Raw genomic sequence first — 22,931 nt, 5'->3', positions numbered from 1 at the left:
CCAAAAATAGATAGTAAACCAAAGTGCATAGCTCCCTAGTACAAGATTTATTTCTTACTGATGCTATATAATGGCACAATTAGATATAATTATTTTGCATAATAAATATCTTGATTATATCAAAATAGAATCTAATAAAATAATCTATGCGAATCTAGTGCAGGTGGAGGTATTGAATTGTGGTCGTTTAGCTGTAAAGAGTGAATGGGTTAGCTGTGTAAAGGGATTTTTCCTTGATAAAAAAGCAAGAGAAAATCAAAACGCTAATGAAAAAAGTTACTGTAAGCTGGCACTTTCTGATCGCAGCTTTTCCCAAGGGCGCGTTTTTGCTTATTTTGTGGTTGGTGTGGCCATATAGCTGAATAGCCACAAAAAAAGAAACTTCATTTTACTGAAGTTTCTTAGGAGTGAATAGAGGTATAGCGGTTGCTATTTCCTATTTAGGGTATTGTTTCTGATGTTCCTCGATGATTGCGCACACATATGAATCACCGTTTTCTTTTGCGATATCCAAAGGAGCTTTACCTTCATTATTCTTTATATTAAGATCAATATCATTTGGATATGCTTTTAGCATTTCTTTTAATGCATATGGATTATAAGTAGGTGATAGCTGCATTACTGCTAGATGAGCACAGGTATTGCCATCCTTATTCACGGAGTTAATATTATCCTTCATCTTTGGGCATTTCAGGAACTGATCCACTAGGCTGTTCCCATCTTTATCTTTATCTTTCTATCCATTATAACCACTCTATATCCGTAGACCTTCTGCAAAACCTATTTCTAATGGCAATTTTGGTGTCGAAGCTTGTCTATGCTCCTCAAATACATTTAATATGCTGCGGTGCTCGACTGCGCTTCTCCTAAAAACTGCTGATCAAAAATAGGTTTTGCAGAAGGTCTCGTTTTTCACGCCGTCCTAAAAGCATAAAAAAAAATCAGATGATCGGTTTACCGACCACCTGATTTTGCCAATAGATGATACTGACTAAGCAGTGTGTTACATCATGCCACCCATTCCGCCGCCCATTTGAGGCATAGGAGCAGCTTTCTCATCTTCAGGATCTTCTGCTACTACACAAGCGGTAGTGAGTAAAAGAGAAGCAATAGAAGCCGCATTCTCTAGCGCAAGTCTGGTTACTTTCGTTGGATCAATGATACCAGCTGTATAGAGGTCTTCAAATAGATCTGTACGGGCATTGTATCCAAAAGAATCCTTACCTTCTTTAACGCGTTGTACCACCACGGATGGCTCACCACCTGCATTTGCTACAATGGTTCTTAAAGGAGACTCTAGTGCAAGCTTTAAGATTTTAACACCAGTGCGCTCATCTTCATTCTCTACAGCTATGGTGTCTAATACCCCAGATGTAGCTGCACGTAACAATGCAACACCTCCTCCTGGAATAATACCTTCTTGTACAGCTGCCCTTGTTGCATGTAAGGCATCATCTACGCGGTCTTTTTTCTCTTTCATTTCTACCTCTGTAGCAGCACCAATATAAAGAATCGCTACACCACCGGATAGCTTGGCCAACCGTTCTTGTAGCTTTTCTTTATCGTAATCAGAAGTAACATGGGCTATTTGTGCTTTAATTTGGGCTACTCTAGCTTCAATATCCTTCTTATCTCCCCACCATTCACAATAACTGTATTGTCTTTATCGATATTGACTTTCTCTGCAGTGCCTAAAGATTGTAAAGTAGCGGTTTCAAGCTTGCAACCTTTTTCTTCAGAAATAACGGCGCCTCCTGTAAGGACTGCAATATCTTCAAGCATCGCTTTTCTTCTATCGCCAAACCCAGGTGCCTTTACAGCAGCTACACGCAATACACCCCGAATTTTATTCACAACAAGTGTGGCCAATGCTTCTCCATCTACATCTTCGGCAATAATCACAAGTGGCCTTCCACTTTGAGAAACTGCCTCTAGAATAGGGAGCAGATCCTTCATGGTAGAAATTTTCTTATCACAAATTAGAATGTAAGGATTAGAAAGCTCTACCTCCATTTTTTCTGTATTGGTAGCAAAATAAGGCGATAAATAGCCCCGGTCAAACTCCATTCCCTCTACTACCTTTACTTCTGTTTCGGTACCCTTGGCCTCTTCAACGGTAATTACACCATCTTTACCCACTTTGTCCATAGCATTTGCAATCATTTTGCCTATCTTGCTATCACTATTAGCGGAAATAGTGGCTACCTGTTCTATCTCCTTGGAGTTGTTAATCTTTTTAGAGGTTTCTTGTAACTTTTTAACAACTGCTGCTACGCCTTTGTCTATGCCACGTTTGATGTCCATAGGATTGGCACCTGCAGCGACGTTTTTAATGCCATGTGTAAAAATAGATTGCGCCAAAAGGGTAGCAGTAGTCGTACCATCTCCAGCACTATCTGCTGTTTTAGAAGCGACTTCTTTGACCAGTTGCGCACCCATGTTTTCTATAGGGTCTTTTAGGCTAATTTCCTTTGCTACCGATACACCATCCTTAGTGACGCTAGGGGCACCAAACTTTTTATCTAAAATAACGTTTCTGCCTTTTGGGCCTAGCGTAACCTTCACAGCATTAGCCATGGTATCAATACCTCGCTTGAGCTTTTCTCGTGCTTCTGCATCAAAAATTATATTCTTTGCCATTGTACATTCGTTGATTATAAGGTTATAAAAATCTGACTCACTGCTGCCATGCTACTAGGCGATGGCATAAATATCGGATTCTTTCATGATAAGATAGAGCTTACCATCTATATGTAACTCGGTACCACTATACTTACCATAAAGCACCTTATCCCCTACTTTAACGGTGATAGGTTCATCTTTCTTTCCTGGGCCTACTGCAATAACCTCTCCTTTTTGAGGTTTTTCTTTGGCACTGTCAGGAATAATGATGCCACCTACTGTCTTCTCTTCAGCTGCTGCAGGCTCTACTAGAACCCTATCAGCTAATGGTTTTATATGAACTTTGCTCATAACGTATATTTTATAATAATGGTTGATTATATCAATCGAAATTAAAACGTGAACCAGAAAATGACTTGGTCGCACGGACTTTAATCTGATCTGCATTACAGCAGATTTCATGCCAAACTATTTAACCCATTGAATATGTAAAGTATAAATGGACAGCTACTGACTAATTGTCAGTAGCCGTTGATGATCAATAGACCTTTTTGGATAGGTAATGACTTAAAAAGGATTTAAATTTACATATTAATGATCTATCATTAGACCTTCTGCAAAACTTATTTGTGATCAGCAGTTTTTAGGAGAAGTGCAGTCGCCAGAATACTAAATGTATTTGAGGAGCATAGACCACAAAATTGCCATTTAGCAATAGGTTTTGCAGAAGGTCTATTCTAGCGTAGCTACTTATAGAAAGCATATGTTACAATCGTTGTCCCCTGCTGAGATACTCAATGACTACCGCATAGCCTACGAAAGCAGGTCAGCAAGCTTATTAGCACGTAAGGAAGTCTTTTCAGGAAAGGCTAAGTTTGGCATTTTTGGAGATGGCAAAGAGGTGGCGCAACTGGCTATGGCTAAATATTTCCAGTGTGGAGATTGGCGGTCCGGTTACTATAGAGACCAAACTTTTATGTTTGCAATTGGTGCTTTAACCTTACAGCAATATTTTGCCCAGCTATATGCCCACGCTTCCGTAGAGGCTGACCCGGCTTCTGGGGGAGAATGATGAACAGCCATTTTGCAACCAGATTGATAGATAGCGCGGGCAACTGGCTGAATCAGCTAACGCGCAAGAATGTTTCAGCGGATCTTTCCTGTACGGCTGCACAAATGCCCAGGTTATTGGGGCTAGCCTATGCCTCTAAGTTGTATCGCACCGTTGCTTTTCAAAAGATCCAACAAAATTTTTCTAATCAAGGGAATGAAGTAGCATTTGGAACGATTGGTGACGCTAGTACCTCAGAGGGTATGTTTTTTGAAACCATTAATGCAGGGGAGTCCTGCAAGTACCCATGTGTATCTCTATTTGGGATGATGGCTATGGTATCTCTGTACCTCAGCGGTATCATACTACTAAGGAGGATATCTCTGCCGTTCTAGCAGGCTTTAAAAGAACCAAGGCGCAACCTGGCTATGAAATATTTGTTACCAAGGGGTGGGATTATATGGAGTTATGCAACACCTATCACCAGGCCGTAACCATTTGTAGAAGCCAGCATGTGCCTGTACTGATTCATGTTAAAGAACTGACCCAACCACAAGGCCATTCTACATCTGGCTCTCATGAACGGTATAAGTCAGCAGAGCGGTTAAAGTGGGAGGAGACCTATGATTGCCTACCAAAGATGGCAGCATGGATCGTAGAAAATGGCATAGCTACAGCAGAAAGGCTTGGGCAAATTGCAGCAACAGCAGATGAAAAAGTAAAAACAGCGCAACAAGCAGCCTGGCAGGCATTAATAAAGGAGCATAACCAAGAAAAAACAGCGCTACTGGCTTTGCTTAATGATATCGTATTGCCTAAAGAGGCAGTAGGTCATAGCCAGCTTTCAGCTATTATCCATGAGCTAACTACCCTACCCCATCCCCGCCATTTGGATATCACCCACGCAGCAGCTAAAGCCCTTTATGCCTTACGGGAAATACCGTATCTGCATAAAAAAGGCATACTCGCTTGGTGGCATAAAAATATAAGAAGCAATGAAAAAAGATTCAGCAGCGATCTGTATAGCAACTCGAGCAGTGCTGCGCTATTTGTACAAGCGAATCCACCTATTTATACAGAAAACCCTGCACTGGTAGACGGCAGGGAAATATTATGTCATTGTTTTAAATCGTTATTGGCACGTGATGCGCGTATTTTTGCTATTGGACAAGATCTAGGGAAGATAGGTGACGTGAACCAAGGCTTTGCAGGCCTACAAGCGCTATATGGCGAATTACGTGTAACAGACACCAGTATTCGAGAATGTACGATGATTGGTCAAGGATTGGTGCCGCTATGCGTGGGTTAAGGCCTATTGTTGAGATACAGTATTTAGATTATCTGCCTTATGCCTTGCAAATTATAGCAGATGATTTGGCAACGCTTCGATACAGAACAAAAGGAGGACAAAAAGCTCCTATGATCATTCGTACAAGAGGTCATCGGCTAGAAGGCATTTGGCATGCTGGCTCCTATATATCGAGCATTATGCATGCCATAAGGGGTATATACCTATTGGTACCCCGTAATATGACACAAGCAGCTGGTTTCTACAATACGATGATGCAATCAGACGATACTGCTTTAATCATTGAATGTTTAAACGGTTACCGTTTAAAAGAGCCTATGCCCAGCAATTTAGATGCAATGACCCTACCTATAGGTGTACCAGAGCTACTGCGTGTCGGCAGGGATGTTACCATTGTAACCTATGGTGCGATGTGTCGTATTGTTTGTGAAGCAGCAGATAGGCTCTCTGCTTTAGACATTGAATGTGAAGTAATTGATGCACAAACCTTATTGCCTTTTGATATAGATCATACCATTGTACAGTCACTGGCCAAAACCAATCGGATTGTTTTTGCGGATGAAGATGTACCAGGTGGTACCACTGCTTATATGATGCAGCAAGTACTGGAAGTACAGCAGGGCTATGCGATGCTAGACGAAGCCCCCATGACCATTACCAGCAAACCCCATCGCCCCGCTTACGGAGATGATGGCAACTATTTTTCTAAACCCAACGTAGAAGAAGTGGTCGGTAAGATCTATATGATGATGCATCAGACAGATCCCAGCCGTTACCCAACTATTTTTTGATGATATATGGATACTACTGATCAAAAAGAACCATTTTGGCTCCATACACCACTGGACAAAATGACCCCATCACAATGGGAATCTTTATGTGATGGCTGTGGGAAATGTTGTTTGCTGAAGGTACAAGAAGCAGAAAGCAGGCAAGTCCGTACCACAAAGATCTGTTGCCGGCTACTCAACACCCGCACCTGTCAATGTTCCAACTATAAAGAGCGGTTTCGTTATGTAGAGGGTTGCATCAAGTTAACGCCTACAAATGTACAGACCATTACTTGGCTACCTAAAAGTTGTGCCTATCGGCTGGTTAAAGAAAAAAAAGCATTACCTGACTGGCATCCATTGATTACAAAAGACCCACAATCTACCATTAAAAGCGGTAATTCTGTTAAAGGTTTTGTAGTGCATCCAGCATTGGCTAATAAGCCGATTATCACCTATTTACTAGAAGAGACCGTTGTCTAAATATTCTTCAAGTCTGCTGGCAACACGAAAAAACCGCCTAGCTGTTTTTTTATTCATCTGTAAGCTACGCGTTCTAATGTACATTGTAAACCCAAATGGCTAGTGATTGAGTAGTTATAATTTATAGTTTATAGTTGGTAAAAAGCTTCAATAGCTCATTTGCTTTTTTCTAAAAAATTATTGAAAATTGCAGGATGACGTATATATCATATACGTCTTATGTTTTTTTATCTAAAATTTATCCTTCATGAAAAAGTATTTTGTTTTGTTACCTGTTATGGTATCTTGTACCGAGTTACGTACGCCTAATAATGTGAATAGTAATCAATATGATATAAATGATCAAGGCCAAAGTAATAAGAAGCTAGATGCAAGTAATAATCTAGATTTAAAACAGACTAGTGGGTTTACATTCACACCTGAGAAAGCTTATAAATATGCAAAGAGGATATTCAGTTATGAATTTTACAGTGACCTTGAACCAAACCCTGAGCTTATTATCAAAGATTATGACGAATTCAAGAAGAAATTTGAAAAACACTATGCTGCTTATCTAGATTGTAAAAAAAGCTATTGTCTCAATGATAGTCGATGGAATCAGTTTTTTGATGCTTTGCTTGATTATTATGATGATAAAACTTGCACAATTCTTTTGGCTTACGCAATACAGGAACGATGTGAAGGAATAATTCCTCTATTATTGGCTCATGGAGCTGATATAAATGCAAAAGATAATGAAGGAAATACTTTGCTCCATAAAGCAGTTTATTTATCCAATAAACAAGGAGCTACAATATTAGTAAATAATGGTGCTAATAAAAATGAAAGAAATAATGATAACCTCACTCCTCTTGACCTAGCAAATCAAGTACTAGAACGTAGTTATATATCCAGAAATATTAATATAATAAGAATAAGGATGCAGAGGATATAGTTAATTTACTAATGCCTAGGCAGAACGTGTCTTCATTACAAAGTACTACTGCTCACGCAATAGCCTGTCAACTCCTTAATGCAGAGAAAAAGAAGCTAAATTTTAATTTTTGACAAAAAATATTGAAGAACTCTTAGAGAAGTATTCAATAATGTACAGTAAGCCTAATATGAAAGAGAACTTTATTCGTGATCTATGTAAGTATTTTGTGGAAAATGGGGAACTCAATTTTTGTAATCAAGCATTTGCATATCTATATTCCTTGCTTCCTGAAATAAAAAACGAACTACTCTTTGACAAATTATTCAGTATGATACTGAATAATTTAAATAATAACGTAAATAGAGAAACGAACCGGTTATATTCCTGTATCAATAATACAATATACTATAAATAACGTCTATGCACTTAAAAAATACCTGAAGTATCTAAATATTGACGTTAACAAACTAGGATATATTCCTGATGATTCTATGATGCGTAGCAACTATAATCAGGGAATGTATATGCAGAACATAGTATTATTTATGTATACCCCTCTTGGTGCAGTAGTACAATGTTACAAATTAAAAAAAATAGATAAAGAAGATGCCCGCACTATGATCGAAATTCTACTACAGCATAAAGACATTGACCCCACTAAAGAAAATATTGATATCGATGGCGATAGAACGGACCCCTTGAGTGATTTAATAATGAACAATTGTAACGATCTAATCGATTATAACGATCTAATCGATCCGTTCCTGGAATATTTCAAAGATAAAAAGTTTGATATTAATACTCCTAATTCGAAGGTGCGATTTTACTTATATATAGCAGTAGATAGCAATAATATAATTGCAGTAAAAAAAATACTAAATAAGTTTCCAAATGTTGATCTTACTTTAAAGGATGCAGATGGTAAGGCTCTTATCGATAGATCAAAAGAACTGCGTGATCCAGCGATATACAACATATTCTTGGAGCATGTGAACAAATTTGGTGAGTAGCAAGTAGCAAAGAGATAGCAAACACTATCCCCTATTAACTCTTAAGAAACTTCAGTCAAATCGAGTTGCTTTTTTGTTTCCGTCAGCACTATGGTAGAAAACGCATTTTTTCTAGTTTTTTATAGAAATGCATTGCAAAACTTGCACTTCTATACTAGAAAACTGGTCTGAAAAGCTATTTCTGCTATAGTGCTGCGCGCGGACAATTTTTTTATACCACTCAGCCATATGGGGCTGCTACCTCCAGAACGACAAGCAAAAAGTAAGGAAAAATGCCTTTGAACATTTCCGGCCTATATAAGGTCCTGTATACGAGCACGAGGTAAACCAGTAAGCAGCATAATATCCTCTATAGCATAACACTTTTCAAGCATAGCCTTGGCAACTTCTATTTTCCCCTCTATTTTCCCCTCTATTTTTCCCTCTATCCTACCTTCTATCTTTCCCTTTTCAAGGCCCATTTGTTCTCCTTCTAATTTTAATTTTTCAGCTAGTGACATGGCAATTTTCTTTAATTTTGGGTTAGATTGCTTGATCGTTTCTAGTAAATCTGGGTTGTTATCCAATTTTAACATATATAAAAAAACTGCATCAGCATAGCTAATATAATCTTTTTCTAAAAAATCGACAATTAAATTTATTCGATCAGCAAACCATTGATTAAACGAACGGTAGATGCCCTGTTTAAGCACCATCGCTGCAAAAGCAGCCTTTTTATAGTTAAGTAGCTCATCTTTAGATGTACTATACAAATCAACCAAATAAAAGCGGTCAAACATATACGATTGAGCTAATTCAGGATCTGCAAACATTGACAATAAACTATTGGAACCTTTATATGCTTTGTCTCCATTATAAATGCATACATTTAAGATAACTGGAAGGGCTACATTCCCATTTTCTTTTAGGTGTTGTCGTATTAACCGGACGTTGTATTCTAAAAATTTTAGTGGCATGTAGGGATCCTCAGTCGATTGGTGTTCGCATAAAAAATATAGATAACCTTTTTTACCATTTATATTGGTTCTGAATACTAAATCAGATTCTCCTCTTCTACCAACTGGATCAACAAAGCTTTTATCCGTTAAATGCAACGCTTCCTGATCTATTTTACTAAGTAGGTCAAAAGATATATTAGCAGATAGAAAATCTAACATCGTTTCTTTATTACAGAAGGTGTTCTTAAATACCTGATCATGGGGCTGATGAACCGTATCTTTCTTGTCCTTTTTCTTACTCATGTGATCAATGTATTACAATAAATTAGTAAAATTAAACATAAGACCTTCTTCAAAACCTATTTGTGATCAGCAGTTTTTAGGAGAAGCGCAGTCGAGCACCGCAGCATACTAAATGTATTTGAGGAGCATAGACAAGCTTTGACACCAAAATTGCCATTAGAAATAGGTTTTCCAGAAGGTCTATAGTTCTTATCAAGAAAAAAGTAAGATATCAATTCCTTATCCCTTTTCAAGGCAGACTTGCAGCACCTCTTGCGCTGCGGCTTCGAGTGCCTCTACTATATCGCCATCCAAATATTTTTTGGCCAAGCAAATATCTACTGTAAGGGTCTCTTTAGCCATATCTATTACCTGTATTTTATGGGCATAACCATAGGCATGACGTAAGTCATAGAGCCGTTCGGCTAATTTAATACAAAGCACAAAGAGTTGATCTCGGTTAACCACCTTGTTGCGTTGGTCATCAACATAGAGGCCAGATGGCTCTATATCCTGGCGCTCTTCTATCGATACAATCGACTGTACAAAACAAAAAATATCTAAGCTATAATTGGCTTTAATATATGAAAGTGGTAAGTCGGTATAGACAATTAAATCATAGAGTAAAGCAGCATAGATTGGCTCAGGAGCGTACGCTACCCAATCTACTACCAATCGCGCAATGCCTACTGCACGAACATAGAACAATTCTCCTGATGCATGTCGCCTAAAAGCATAACAACGCCTCAGCAACAGAAATATTTCATCCATCACGCCGATACGGATGTCACACATTTTGCAAACATAATCGTTAAATTTCATGAACACTGTCATCGAAGCATCCATTTCACTTTTGGTAACAAAACTATTTGAAGGAATAATATTATGGATCATCTCATCACGAATGGTGGTTACGTTACAAGGCAATACCAATAAGGTGGCTTTTTGTTTGGAAGAGGGAAATTGCAGGTAACCATAGTGGGCACGAATCATCCTTTCTATCGGCTGCTTCTGGACATTGACTCTTTCTGAAATGGCCTGGTTCAGTGCGCCTACAACTTCTATTCCCTCTGTAATATCCTCATAATGCGTACGAATGGAAGGCAACGTATCCAAAGGCGCATCTGCATTACCTATTACTAAAGCGATAGCTGGAAAGTTTATTTCCGGAGGCCGTTGTTTTTTAATGGGGCCATATTTATAATACTTTAACCGAGTGGTATGGAGTTGAATGCGTATAGATTCAGCTTGATCTAAGTGCGCAGCACGCAAAATAATAGATGTTAATAAATCGATGATTTGACCTACGTCACATACAATTTTAATGGCCAAATCAACATTTTTTTGTGTTATAACCAGCTTTGGAGCAGACTTAACCGAATCATTTAAAGCAATTTCTAATTGTTGAACCAGTTCATCTAACCCAATTTCAGTTGGCAGCAACGGCAAATGCACTTTAGATTTAGCATGTTGCTTCAAAAAAATAGACCATGGAGTGAACTTACTTACAATAGTGCCGAAATCTTCTTTATACAGGTAATCATCTTCTAAAAATAAAGAAGACTCCATTACCTCTTCCACTATTTTCTGTAAGAAAATGGTCTCCCTTTCTGAATAACCTTCCGTAGCATGGATGTGCAAACTATGAGCCGTTTGTTTTAGTTTTACCTTATAGTGCCGTTCTTGTTTCCGTTTTGCTTTGTTTTTTAAGTAACGGTTGTGTGCTCTATAGTCAGCTATTTGGATTTTAATGTAAATAATCATGATGAAGATCAATACACTAAATCCAAATAAGGATATGATATCATCGGTTAATTCTATCAAACTACCCAAAGAACAAAAGACATAGGTGATGGCCAGCAACATAGCTGCCAGCGTAATAACCCCTAAAGACAAAGGGAATAAAGCTAATATTACAGCTAAATGTGCCAGAGATAGTTTTAATAAAAATGGATAATCGGTTACACGCCACCAGTGCCAAAGCAAATTGATGGGAAGACAAAATAGTGCACCTATTAGCCAGAGCCTGGTAATTTCCCAAGATGGGACTTCTTTTTTCGATACAATCGCATAGCCTATCAGCCAAAAACCTGCAGCAAATTGAAGCGTATACCAATAAATAAAGTCTTTGCCTATATAACTTAATACAGCAGTAGTAGTGATAATGGCATAACAACCCGTACAGCCTATTATCGCATTACTTGGTTTAAGCTCGGTTAGCTTTTCTTTTGCATAAGAAGACCTCAGCAAAAAAAAGAAGATTACAATAAGGATAAAAAGCAAAGCGTGGAATGATAACATATAACCTATGTAATATAAAAACCATAAAGTAACCCCAGCAATGGGAGACCATAATAAGCATTTTTTGCTATAGAGTCAAAGACTATGGTTGATTTGTACCAATATAGCCATCTCGTAAAGGGTACATTGCAATAAAATGGCTATGTTGCATCTGGTCTACTGCTTGTATAAGAAAGGATAAAAATAATGATAAATTTATTAGTATTTCAGATACTTTTGTGCTGCACTTTTAAAAAGTTATTTGTATATTAACCTGTCTTATTGCACACATACTATGTGGGTTTGTATCCTTTAACGGCCATTCCGGGTATAAATAATTTATATCAGTTTATTGGGGATAAATGCTATAAAGGCTATTTTTGAAAATGTAGCCTTTTTGTATACCAGTTTTAACCTATTTAAATGGTCTCTATGCAAGTTCAATTTGCCAAGTACCAAGCTGCCGGAAATGATTTTATTATCATTAGTAATTTTCAGGAGCAGCATTATACCTATGACCCTATTGTAACCAAGCAGCTTTGCCACCGACAATTTGGAATTGGGGCAGATGGGATCATTACCATTGAAAAAAAGAGCGGTTGTGACTTTGCCTTATTGCACTATAACGCAGATGGCAGCAAAGGTGGCGGACTCTGTGGCAATGGCAGTCGGTCAGCGCTTCACTACGCACAACAGTTGGCCATTATAGATCAAAAAGCCAATTTTATGGCTATAGATGGCCTGCATACAGGCTATATACGTGGTGGCTTTATTGGACTAACCCTACAAGATGTAGCCGCCATTCAACCGCTAGGTAAAGGTTATTTTCTCGATAATGGCACACGCCATTATGTAGAGATGGTAGATGCCATTGAGGCAATTGATATGGAATCAGTTGGTTTTCCCAGAAGAAATATGCACCCATTCGAAAAAGAGGGGGTAAATCTCAATTTTTTGCAATTGGCCGAAGAAAATACGATTTTAGTCCGTACATGTGAATGTGGATTGGCATCAGAACCATTGTCTTGTGGCACAGGAGTAGCTGCTAGCGCACTGGTATCCAGTGCCTACTATGGCCTGAACAGTCCTATAACCGCAGTGACCAAAGGTGGTACGTTGCAAGTAGCCTTTACCCGACTACCTGATGGTGGCTTTGTCGATATTCATTTAGTTGGACCTGTCTATCAATCTTTTCATGGAATGGTTAATCTAGAGACCTTCTGCAAAACCTATTTGTGATCAGCAGTTTTTAGGAGAAGCGCAATCGAGCACCGCAGAATACTAAATGTATTTGAGGAGCATAGACAAGCTTCGACACCAAAATTGCCATTAGAAATAGGTTTTCCAGAAGGTCTTAGCTACGCTGCCACCTATTAGACCGCTTTCGAAACTTGATTGCTAGGAGCTTCTCCTAAACATTACGCATCACAAATCACGTGCGAAAGCAGTCTAATACCGAATGCAACCTGCTATTGTAGCAATTCGTTTTTATTTGATCCTATATATAAAATGATTCATTTCGAAAAATTTACTTTATCCAATGGCCTACAAGTTATTGTGCATGAAGATCCAACCAGCCATATTGCGGTCATGAATGTAATGTATGATGTAGGTGCTCGGGATGAGCATCCCTTACAAACAGGTTTTGCCCACTTATTTGAACACTTAATGTTTGGTGGATCGTGTAACATTCCTGCTTACGATACCCCCTTACAACAAGTAGGCGGTAGCAACAACGCCTATACAACTACAGACCTAGCCAATTATTATTGTTCCCTACCTGCTGTTAACTTAGAGACCGCTTTTTGGCTTGAGTCAGACCGGATGCTTGGGCTCGCATTTAACGAAAAGTCACTTGAAGTACAGCGAAAGGTAGTAATAGAGGAGTTTAAAGAACACTATCTCAATCAACCCTATGGAGATGCATGGCACCATTTGACCAATATGGCCTATACGACACATCCCTACAGATGGCCCACTATTGGCCAATCCGTAAGCCACATAGAAAGTGCTACTATGGATGATGTAAAAGCCTTTTTTTACAAATTCTACAGACCCAACCATGCTATTTTAGTAGTCGCGGGCAAGGTGACCCAGCCACAAGTAGCCGCATTATGTAAAAAATGGTTTGAACCCATTCCAGCTGGCCTCCCGTACCATAGAGCCTTGCCGCAAGAACCAGCGCAAGTGTTACCCAGGCGAAAAGTAGTGCACGGTGATGTGCCCTTTCCTATGCTGTATAAAGCCTACCATATGCCAGGAAGAGGCATGCCTGGTTACTATGCAGCAGAAGTATTGTGCAACCTACTGAGCGAAGGGAAATCTGCTTTGCTATATGCAAACCTCGTAGAAAAACAAGCTCTATATACCAGAATAGATGGCTATACTACAGAATCATTCGACCCTGGCCTATTGGTTATTAGTGGCAGTTTAGCTGAAAAAACTCCATTCGAAGCAGCAGAAAATGGTTTGGTAGCAGTACTGGATCAAGTCAAGGCCATCACCCCTATTGCATTAGAAAAAGTAAAAAATCAGATGGAAACACAACTGGTCTTTGGGCAAGTCAATCTAGTCCATCGTGCACAAGAATTAGCAGTAGCCACTTTAGAAGGTGATACCAACTTAGTAAACAAGAAAATTGAGTATATTAGGCAAGTTGACTTAGAAGCGGTTCAAACCGTCGCTGAAATGATTTTACAAGAGCAGAATTGTAGTACGCTTCACTACCAGATCATTTCGTAAAGAAGTCTATCTCATCAACCAAGGAAAAAAACTGCATATACTATGTTTCAGAGTCTTAGTAAAAACTTAGAAAAGGCCATAAAGTCTTTAAAAGGGCAAGGTCGTATTACAGAAATAAACATTGCTTCTACCATAAAAGAAATTCGTAGAAGCCTGGTTCAGGCAGATGTGCACTACAAAGTAGCCAAGCAAGTCACAGATGCTATTAAACAAAAAGCCATTGGCACCAATGTGCTTACATCTGTTTCACCGGGTCAGCTTTTTATCAAGCTGGTCCAAGATGCCTTAACCGATTTAATGGGTGGCATCCATACAGAAGTTCGGCTTGCGGGCAATCCAGCCATTATATTGGTAGCCGGACTACAAGGTGCTGGAAAGACAACCTTAACAGGCAAGTTGGCTTATTACTACAAAAAGAAAAATAAAACACCCTCTTAGTAGCTTGTGATGTCTATAGACCCGCAGCAGCTGATCAACTTAAAAGGTTAGGTGAGCAGCTCGATATAGCGGTTTATACAGAACCAGAAGAAAAAAATCCGCATACCATTGCGCGGCATGCTATTCAAGAGGCTAAAAATAAAGCCATGGATCTGGTGATTATAGATACCGCAGGTCGTTTGGCCATTGATGAAGTGATGATGCAGGAGATTCGTATGCTTAAAGAAAGCGTAAAACCCTCTGAAACACTTTTTGTAGTCGATGCCATGGCAGGCCAAGATGCGGTTGCCACTGCACAAGCTTTTAATGAACAGCTTGACTTTGATGGCGTAGTTCTGACCAAACTAGATGGAGATGCCCGTGGAGGCGCAGCACTTTCTATCCGTAGCGTGGTACATAAACCTATTAAGTTGATCAGTACAGGTGAAAAGATGCAAGACCTAGATCTTTTTCATCCAGACCGTATGGCAAGCCGTATTCTCGGCATGGGGGATGTGATCTCCTTTGTAGAACGCGCAGAAGAAGTATATAATGCAGAACAGCAGCGTAGCCTACAGCAAAAAATAAAAACCAACCAGTTTAATTTAGAAGATTTGGCTAAACAAATCGAGCAAATTAAAAAAATGGGCAGCCTAAGAGAAATGGCCAGCATGCTACCCGGCCTAGGAAAAGTAGTGGAAGATCTCCCCTTAGATGACGATATGTTTAAAAGCTGTGAGGTAATCATAGCCTCCATGACGCCTAAAGAACGGAAAAATCCCCATATCATTGATCGAAGCCGTCGTGAACGCATTGCACGTGGCAGCGGAACAACTACCAAAGCGGTGAATCATTTGCTGAAGCAGTTTGATATGATCTATAAAATGATGAAAAAAGTCCATAAAGACAGGTTTAGCCTATTCAATAATATATCAGGCCTCCTTAAAAAAACAAGATAAGACCTTCTTCAAAACCTATTGCTAAAAGGTATATAAGCCATTGTATCCTATTTTTTGCCCGTTATAGCCTGTGTAGCCAGATGATAAACACCTTAAATTTGCTAATGGGTGATTTTATGGTTAAATTTGCTAAGGGCAGGTTTAAATTTACTGTAATAAAGACTATGAAGTTAACCAATCAAAATAAAGAAAATAAAGAAGCGCAAACTTTTGCATTCAACAGCTCAGAAAAAGGAGATCTTTTTAAGAATTTCGGATTTAAAAAGTCTGAACAAGACAGTGGTTCCTCTGAATCACAAATTGCACTATTTACATACAGAATTAAACATTTAACAGCGCATTTAAATGTTAAAAAGAAAGACCATGCTGCAAAATTAGGTCTTTTGAAGTTAGTGGGTAGGCGCAAAAGGTTATTGGCCTATCTTAAAAAAGTAGACCTAAGTCGCTATAGAGATATCATTACCAACCTTGGTTTAAGAAAGTAGTGCATCACCTTTGCCATTTCATAGCATTTGGTTATTTTCAAAACTTTTCCTATATCTAATTATGGCATATATACTGCATTAAAATTGTATGGGAAAGGTCTTACTGTATTATGTTATTTCCTACGCTCTAATGAACTTGATCCCATTGTATATCATCATTCCATCATACCTATATGCTTAGAAAACTCATTTCAAAAACAATACAACTGCCCGATAATCGGGTCATTACCATAGAAACGGGTAAATTGGCCACTCAAGCTGATGGTTCTGTTTTGGTCCGGATGGGTAACACAATGCTTTTGGCTGCCGTAGTCTCTAAGGCAGCTGCAGAAGAAAGCGGTTTTTTGCCCCTTTCTGTAGATTACCAAGAAAAATTTGCAGCCTCTGGTAAAATACCTGGTGGCTTTTTAAAGCGGGAAGGTAGACTAGGGGACCATGAAATTCTTATTGCTAGATTGGTTGATCGTGCCATTCGCCCGCTATTTCCGAAGGGATTTAATAATGAAATTCAAATAAATATATCATTGATATCTGCTGATGAGACCATTTTGCCAGATGCACTGGCGGCCTTAGCCGCTTCTTCGGCTTTATCGGTCTCTTCTATTCCATTCCATGGGCCTATTTCTGAGGTGCGTGTAGCGCGTGTAGATGGTGCTTTTTTAATCAACCCGCCTTCTAATCTACTTGAAAAAGCCGATATGAATCTTATGGTAGCTGCTAGCGATGATCATATACTAATGATAGAGGGTGAGATGAGTGAAGTACAAGAAGCAGATATGTTAGCGGCCATTCGTTATGCCCATGATGCCATTAAGCTACATTGTCAAGTCCAACGAGAACTTATGGATAGCGTTGGTGTCGAAAAAAGCATAGACAAGGCTGAAGATGGCCATGGCACATTAGCCTATCCAACAGCATTACGTGAGGCCATTTATGCCGATATATATGCGGTTGCTAAGCAACATATACCTTCTAAGGCTTTACGCAAGGAAGCTTTTATGGCTGTAGCGCATCGTTACAGTGAACAGCTTGCTAAAGACCAAAATGGTCAGGAAGTACCTATTGCGCAGCAAAAGGCGTTTGTGACTGAACTGCAAAACCAAGCCATTCGCGCGCTGATATTAAATGAAAACATTCGTTTAGATGGTCGCCTATTAGACCAAATTAGACCTATTGAATCTGAAATTGACTACCTGCCATCTGCGCATGGCTCTGCACTCTTTACACGAGGTGAAACCCAATCGCTGACTACTGTTACGCTTGGGAGCAAATTCGATGAGCAAATCATTGATAGAGCTATGGAAGATGGTTACAACCGTTTTATGCTCCATTATAATTTCCCTGGTTTTTCTACTGGAGAAGTGAAACCCAATAGAGGACCTTCTCGTCGGGAAATAGGCCATGGAAACTTAGCCATGCGGGCCTTAAAAGCCGTTCTTCCACCTGATAAAGAAAATTTGTATACCATACGCGTCGTATCTGATATTCTTGAATCCAATGGGTCTTCTTCTATGGCTACCGTTTGTGCCGGTTCCTTAGCCCTAATGGATGCAGGCATCCCTATTAAAGCAGCCGTTTCAGGTATTGCCATGGGCATGGTGACAGATCCCACTACAGGCCGATTTGCTGTTTTATCTGATATCTTAGGAGATGAAGATCAGATTGGTGATATGGACTTTAAGGTAACAGGCACCCATCAAGGCATTACAGCATGCCAAATGGATATGAAAGTGGCTGGTATTTCCTATGCAATGCTTGAACAAGCATTGCACCAAGCCAAAGCAGGAAGGCTTCATATCCTTCAAAAAATGGAAACAACCATAGCTGTTCCTCGTTCAAGTGGCAAGCCACATGCCCCTAAAATTGTCACTATAGAAGTAGAAAAAGAGATGATTGGCGCCATTATTGGACCAGGCGGAAAGGTCATACAAGAAATTCAAAAAGAGACCACTACCAGTATAGATATCGTGGAGCAAGGCCATAAGGGTATTGTTACCATATTTGCTGGTAATCAGGAGATGTTACAAAAAGCCGCTCATAGAATAAAAACAATTACCGCTAAGCCATCGATTGGTGAAGTATATATAGGAAAAGTGAAGTCTGTCTTAAACTATGGTGCATTTGTAGAGTTTATGCCTGGTAAAGATGGCTTTTTGCATGTTTCAGAGGTCCGCTTGGAACGCATTGAAGATTTAGAAGACGTATTAGAAGTTGGAGAAGAATTACAAGTAAAACTTATTGGCGTAGATCCTAAAACAGGTAAATATAGGTTATCGCGTAAAGTATTGCTATCCCCTGATGCGGTAGCAGCTGGGGGGTAAAGGAGATATTTTTTACATTTATTTAACGTAGCAAACTATGAGACAACTAAAGATAAGCAAACAGATCACAAACCGTGAAAGTCAGTCTTTAGACAAATACCTTCAGGAAATTGGCAGGGTCCCACTACTCAGTGCGGATGAAGAGGTTGAACTCTCGAAGAAAATTAGAATGGGCGATCGAGCTGCCTTTGAAAGGCTTACCAAGGCCAATCTTCGTTTTGTGGTTTCTGTAGCCAAGCAATATCAAAATCAAGGATTATCTTTGAGTGATTTGATTAATGAAGGCAACCTTGGCCTCATTAAATCTGCCCAACGGTTCGATGAAAAAAGAGGCTTTAAGTTTATCTCTTATGCCGTTTGGTGGATTAGACAATCGATACTACAAGCCCTAGCTGAACAGGCTAGAATTGTACGGTTGCCATTGAATCGCATCAGCTCGCTTAGTAAAATTTCTAGAACCTTTTCCCGTTTGGAGCAAAAATATGAAAGGGAACCCACTGTTGAGGAGTTGGCCCAATTTTTAGAGGTCGATCCAGAAGAGGTGCAGGGTGCGTTAAAGGTTGCAGGACGTCATATCTCTGTAGATGCTCCCTTCTTGCAAGGTGAAGAAAACAGCTTATTGGATGTACTAGAAAGCGACGTAGAAAAAAAGCCAGATAGCGAATTAATGAATGACTCTTTGTGTAAAGAAATCCAACGCTCATTGGCCGTACTTACCCCTAGAGAACGTGATGTACTCTGCTATTATTTTGGCCTTAACAATACAGAAATATTAACCCTAGAAGAAATAGGCGCCCGCTTTGGACTCACACGAGAACGTGTGCGCCAGGTAAAAGAAAAAGGCATTAAAAAGCTAAAAGCAGCGGTTAGTAGCGAAACATTGAAGTGCTATCTAGGGTAGTTTTATTTTACTTTTTTCTTGATAAAAAAGTAACAAAAAATCAAGCGCTGATGAAAAAAGTTGCTGAAAGTGCAGCCTACAGATGGAAAAACAGAAGGCGCCGCGCGAAGCGCGGCTTCAAAGGAAACGGTTTTTCTATTCATCTGTAAGCTGTACTTTCTGATCGTAACTTTTTTCAAGGCGCGTTTTTGCTTGCTAAGCTAAAAAGCATTAAGCTTGCGTAGTTATGGCTATAACTTATAACTAATTTTAAACTTTTTCAAATATAAGTTACATAAAAATAAATTTATTAGAGATCATTAAGTCATCCAGTATGTCAATCCTTATACGTGCAAATATTTTATTAACTTTAACTACTTTAGGTTGTAGCAAGTTACATACGCTAAATAATGAAAATTCACAAAGAAATAATCAAATTTTACAAAATTACAACCCAAGCCCGTTAAAACATGTATCTGCTCATGCACTGATTATAAATATAAAACGGCTCAAGCAGTCTAAAACAGAAGATGTAAATGATAAGTTATACTTCAATGATGGGTTATACTTACATAAATTTTCCCGATATTTTCAAGATTACTACAAATTATTAATGGATGAAATAAAATCAGATGACCTAGTAAAATCATATATCCGCAGTTTCATTGATTATCACATCAAAGACTTAAACAAACTTGATAATGAATATCACACTCCTTTATATGCAGCATCAAGTAATGGACATCTAGCAATGGTCAGGTTCTTAATAGAAAGAAAAGCTGAAGTAGATAAAGTAAATTGGTGCGGCGAAACCTCCTTATATGCAGCATCAAGTAATGGACATCTAGAGATTGCCACATTCTTAATAGAAAAAAAGAGTTTATGTAAATAAAGGTGATATACACAATAACACTCCTTTAGATACAGTATCAAGTAATGGACATCTAGCAATGGCTCTTAATAGAAAAAAGAGCTGAAATAAATGTAAAAAATCAATTCGGTATCACCCCTTTACATAGAGCAGCAAGGGGTGGACATATAGAAATAGTCAGGTTCTTAATAGAAAAAAAAGCTGAAGTAAATGCAAAAAATCATGATGGGGATACTCCTTTACATAGAGCAGCAAGGGGTGGACATATAGAAATAGCCAGGTTCTTAATAGAAGAAAAAGCTGAAGTAAATGCAAAAAATCATGATGGGTATACTCCTTTAGATGTAGCACAAGAGAATGGGCATGTAGAAATGGCCAACTTCTTTATGAATGCAGAAGAATTTAAGAAAGGTAAAAAGCGTCGGCGTGAAAGCGCTTCGACTGAACCTTCACTAAAACAGCTAAGGAGTCATTACTAATAGCGCATTACTGCTGGTTTATATCGAGGATGCCATTTTGTAATTATTATGCACAACTACAAAATAGAATGCGTAATTTGATTCGAGCATAATTTTTAACCATTATTCAAATTGATGAACTATAGAATAAAGCAAGAAAAGTGCTAGGAACCATCCTTATTACCAAGCAAAAAATAAGATAAAAATCCATTTATAGGTCTTATGTCTACTATACTACCACTTATCATTATTGGAGGAGGTCCAGCTGGTTATACCGCTGCCATTTATGCTGCCCGAGCGGGTCTGTGTCCGGTTTTGTATCAGGGCCCCAATCCAGGTGGTCAACTAACCATTACAGGGGAGGTAGAAAATTACCCTGGCTATAGAAATGGCATAACTGGTCCTGCTATGATGGAAGACTTCCAAGCCCAAGCAGAACGGTTTGGCACGGTCGTCAAAACGGGTACCATTACTCAGGTTGATTTTTCGACCTATCCACGCCGGTTAATACTTGATAGTGGTGAAAGCCTGCTTGCGCAATCTGTTATTATTGCAGCTGGTGCATCTGCAAAATGGCTTGGTTTACCTGCTGAAAAAAGGCTGTATGGCAGAGGCGTTTCTGCCTGTGCCATTTGCGATGGCTTCTTTTTTAAGGGTAAAACAGTTGTCGTAGTCGGTGGAGGCGATACTGCTGCAGAGGAGTCACTATATTTGGCCAACCTGTGCAAAAAAGTTCATCTCCTAGTACGTAAAGGACAAATGCGTGCTAGTAAAATCATGCAAGAACGTGTTTTTAAAAACACCAATATTCAAACTTGGTTCCATACAGAAGTGCGCGATATTATAGGCCAAGAACATGTAGAAGCGGTAGAAGCCATTGATGCAATAGCACAGACCACTACTATGATAGAAGCTACTGGTTTATTTGTTGCAATAGGCCATCAGCCAAATACCTTACCATTTCTGCCTTATATTACAGTAGACCGCCAAGGTTATATTCAAACCAAACCAGGCACTACACAAACCAATATTCCTGGTATCTTTGCAGCCGGAGATATCCAAGATCCCCATTATAGACAAGCGGTAACCGCTGCTGGAACAGGTTGTATGGCTGCACTAGAAGCAGAACGTTTTCTGCAGCAGCCACCTATAAATTTTTAATAAAGCCCTCAGCAGATGCGTCGGAACACTTATCTACAATCCTTGTTTTGGTTATTGCTCAGCATACTTTCAAGTTGCTTGAATGATTTGCTTACCAAATACTTAATCACAGGGCTAACCGCTTGCCAAATCTGTTTCTTGCGTTTTACCTTTGGTAGCTTGGTTTTAGTGCCTATTATCTACCATAGAGGATCCTTTAAAACAGAACGCCCACTGCTCCATCTATTTCGGGGCTGTTTTTATCCATTGCCATGGGTTTGTATGCCTATAGCCTTACCCAAATGACCATGAGCAGTGCAACCGTAATCGGGTTTACCAATCCTATTTTTGTACTGGTCTTAGCAAGAATTTTTCTTAAAGAAAAAGTTGCCCTGCCCATATGGATGGCTACATTATTAACTTGTATAGGCATGGCTTTAATATTGCGCCCTACTATGTATAACAGTGCTGCCTTATCTTGTATACTCGCAACCATTATTTTTGCCTCATTGGATATTATTAATAAAAAGTATATTGCATCCGAACCGATCCTTTCGATGCTTTTCTTCTCCAATTTGATCGCCTCCTGTTGCATGTTACCAGCAGCCTGCTACTATTGGGCAACCCCTACCCTATTTGAGCTAGCCTTTGCAAGCATACTGGGCATTAGCAGCAACCTTATTCTTTATTTCCTATTAAAAGCCTTGAAGCAATCAGATGTTGCCTCCTTAGCACCTATGAAGTATACCGAATGGCTGCTTTCTATCCTATTGGGCTATCTTTTTTTTCAAGAGTGGCCAACAGTTAGCACCTGTTTAGGAGGTGCAATTATTATTTCTTCTACCTGCTTTATTGTATATTACCAACATCGACTGAAAGAAAGGTAAAGCATTAGACCTTCTGCAAAACCTATTTCTAATGGCAATTTTGGTGTCGAAGCTTGTCTATGCTCCTCAAATACATTTAGTATTCTGCGGTGCTCAACTGCGCTTCTCCT

20 protein-coding genes and 3 pseudogenes are annotated in these 22,931 nt (G+C 39.1%); 18 read left to right on the top strand and 5 right to left on the bottom strand.

The genetic code is table 11. The features are described from left to right. Positions 1-70 precede the first annotated feature (70 nt). Entirely contained in the window at positions 71-358 is a 288-nt protein-coding gene (locus tag FPG78_RS03610; RefSeq protein ID WP_144086652.1) for a hypothetical protein, read from the top strand. Between the two features lie 78 nt (positions 359-436). On the opposite strand, the gene FPG78_RS03605 is transcribed toward FPG78_RS03610, so the two are convergent. From FPG78_RS03605 to FPG78_RS03595, 3 genes and pseudogenes are all read right to left on the bottom strand, one after another. Next, complete coding sequence (locus tag FPG78_RS03605; protein ID WP_223261992.1) at positions 437-658, bottom strand: hypothetical protein; 222 nt, start codon at positions 656-658, stop codon at positions 437-439. A 345-nt stretch (positions 659-1,003) separates the two neighbouring features. Beyond that, positions 1,004-2,640 (bottom strand): annotated as a pseudogene (gene groL, locus FPG78_RS03600) (chaperonin GroEL). 54 nt (positions 2,641-2,694) lie between these two features. Next, positions 2,695-2,973, bottom strand: a complete 279-nt coding sequence (locus tag FPG78_RS03595) for a co-chaperone GroES (protein ID WP_144086650.1) — start codon at positions 2,971-2,973, stop codon at positions 2,695-2,697. Positions 2,974-3,343: 370 nt separating this feature from the next. On the opposite strand from FPG78_RS03595, the gene FPG78_RS08440 reads away from it, so the two are divergent. From FPG78_RS08440 to FPG78_RS03575, 6 genes and pseudogenes are all read left to right on the top strand, one after another. Then, positions 3,344-3,694, top strand: a complete 351-nt coding sequence (locus FPG78_RS08440; protein ID WP_420888388.1) for a hypothetical protein — start codon at positions 3,344-3,346, stop codon at positions 3,692-3,694. Further along, positions 3,691-4,982, top strand: a pseudogene (locus FPG78_RS08435) (thiamine pyrophosphate-dependent enzyme). The gene FPG78_RS08440 and the pseudogene FPG78_RS08435 overlap by 4 nt, the downstream one beginning before the upstream one ends. Beyond that, positions 4,937-5,773 (top strand): alpha-ketoacid dehydrogenase subunit beta, encoded by an 837-nt coding sequence (locus FPG78_RS08430; protein WP_420888387.1) that lies wholly within the window; start codon positions 4,937-4,939, stop codon positions 5,771-5,773. Before FPG78_RS08435 ends, FPG78_RS08430 begins: the two are co-directional and overlap by 46 nt. 6 nt (positions 5,774-5,779) lie before the next feature. Beyond that, positions 5,780-6,235, top strand: a complete 456-nt coding sequence (locus FPG78_RS03585) for a YcgN family cysteine cluster protein (protein WP_144086649.1) — start codon at positions 5,780-5,782, stop codon at positions 6,233-6,235. 247 nt (positions 6,236-6,482) lie between these two features. Then, positions 6,483-7,169 carry an ankyrin repeat domain-containing protein gene (locus tag FPG78_RS03580; RefSeq protein WP_144086648.1) on the top strand — a complete coding sequence of 229 codons (687 nt, stop codon included), beginning with the start codon at positions 6,483-6,485 and terminating at the stop codon, positions 7,167-7,169. Positions 7,170-7,642: 473 nt separating this feature from the next. Next, positions 7,643-8,161: a hypothetical protein gene (locus FPG78_RS03575; RefSeq protein ID WP_223261991.1), complete on the top strand. Its 519-nt coding sequence runs from the start codon at positions 7,643-7,645 to the stop codon at positions 8,159-8,161. Between the two features lie 293 nt (positions 8,162-8,454). Here FPG78_RS03575 and FPG78_RS03570 read toward each other — a convergent pair whose 3' ends face one another. Beyond that, the gene (locus tag FPG78_RS03570; protein WP_144086646.1) at positions 8,455-9,402 is read right to left on the bottom strand and encodes an Rpn family recombination-promoting nuclease/putative transposase; all 948 of its coding nucleotides are present in this window, start codon (positions 9,400-9,402) and stop codon (positions 8,455-8,457) included. 219 nt (positions 9,403-9,621) lie between these two features. Then, positions 9,622-11,682 carry an HD domain-containing protein gene (locus FPG78_RS03565; protein WP_144086645.1) on the bottom strand — a complete coding sequence of 687 codons (2,061 nt, stop codon included), beginning with the start codon at positions 11,680-11,682 and terminating at the stop codon, positions 9,622-9,624. A gap of 411 nt (positions 11,683-12,093) precedes the next feature. Here FPG78_RS03565 and FPG78_RS03560 point away from each other — a divergent pair, with 411 nt between their 5' ends. The 11 genes and pseudogenes from FPG78_RS03560 (at position 12,094) to FPG78_RS03510 (ending at position 22,821) form a co-directional block, all read left to right on the top strand. Continuing rightward, a complete protein-coding gene (locus FPG78_RS03560; protein ID WP_186292442.1) occupies positions 12,094-12,900 on the top strand; it encodes a diaminopimelate epimerase in 807 nt (268 codons plus the stop codon). 270 nt (positions 12,901-13,170) lie between these two features. Then, positions 13,171-14,403 carry a M16 family metallopeptidase gene (locus FPG78_RS03555; RefSeq protein WP_144086643.1) on the top strand — a complete coding sequence of 411 codons (1,233 nt, stop codon included), beginning with the start codon at positions 13,171-13,173 and terminating at the stop codon, positions 14,401-14,403. Between the two features lie 42 nt (positions 14,404-14,445). Continuing rightward, positions 14,446-15,779: pseudogene (ffh, locus tag FPG78_RS03550) on the top strand (signal recognition particle protein). A gap of 164 nt (positions 15,780-15,943) precedes the next feature. Then, positions 15,944-16,264 carry a 30S ribosomal protein S15 gene (gene rpsO / locus FPG78_RS03545; protein ID WP_144086642.1) on the top strand — a complete coding sequence of 107 codons (321 nt, stop codon included), beginning with the start codon at positions 15,944-15,946 and terminating at the stop codon, positions 16,262-16,264. A gap of 173 nt (positions 16,265-16,437) precedes the next feature. Next, a complete protein-coding gene (gene pnp, locus FPG78_RS03540) occupies positions 16,438-18,585 on the top strand; it encodes a polyribonucleotide nucleotidyltransferase (RefSeq protein ID WP_144086641.1) in 2,148 nt (715 codons plus the stop codon). A 37-nt stretch (positions 18,586-18,622) separates the two neighbouring features. Further along, positions 18,623-19,486, top strand: a complete 864-nt coding sequence (locus tag FPG78_RS03535) for a sigma-70 family RNA polymerase sigma factor (protein WP_144086640.1) — start codon at positions 18,623-18,625, stop codon at positions 19,484-19,486. 313 nt (positions 19,487-19,799) lie between these two features. Next, positions 19,800-20,357, top strand: coding sequence for an ankyrin repeat domain-containing protein (locus FPG78_RS03530; RefSeq protein WP_144086639.1), 558 nt, complete (start codon positions 19,800-19,802; stop codon positions 20,355-20,357). A gap of 68 nt (positions 20,358-20,425) precedes the next feature. Further along, positions 20,426-20,815: an ankyrin repeat domain-containing protein gene (locus tag FPG78_RS08425; RefSeq protein WP_144087063.1), complete on the top strand. Its 390-nt coding sequence runs from the start codon at positions 20,426-20,428 to the stop codon at positions 20,813-20,815. Between the two features lie 201 nt (positions 20,816-21,016). Then, the gene (trxB, locus tag FPG78_RS03520; protein WP_144086638.1) at positions 21,017-21,955 is read left to right on the top strand and encodes a thioredoxin-disulfide reductase; all 939 of its coding nucleotides are present in this window, start codon (positions 21,017-21,019) and stop codon (positions 21,953-21,955) included. Between the two features lie 15 nt (positions 21,956-21,970). Then, entirely contained in the window at positions 21,971-22,240 is a 270-nt protein-coding gene (locus tag FPG78_RS03515) for a hypothetical protein (protein WP_144086637.1), read from the top strand. After that, positions 22,207-22,821 carry a DMT family transporter gene (locus tag FPG78_RS03510; RefSeq protein ID WP_144086636.1) on the top strand — a complete coding sequence of 205 codons (615 nt, stop codon included), beginning with the start codon at positions 22,207-22,209 and terminating at the stop codon, positions 22,819-22,821. Before FPG78_RS03515 ends, FPG78_RS03510 begins: the two co-directional genes overlap by 34 nt. Positions 22,822-22,931: the final 110 nt, after the last annotated feature.

The sequence above is a fragment of the Cardinium endosymbiont of Dermatophagoides farinae genome, assembly GCF_007559345.1.
Taxonomy (GTDB): domain Bacteria; phylum Bacteroidota; class Bacteroidia; order Cytophagales; family Amoebophilaceae; genus Cardinium.
Note: the sequence above shows the minus strand (reverse complement) of the source record. Positions and strands in the feature narration are given on the sequence as shown.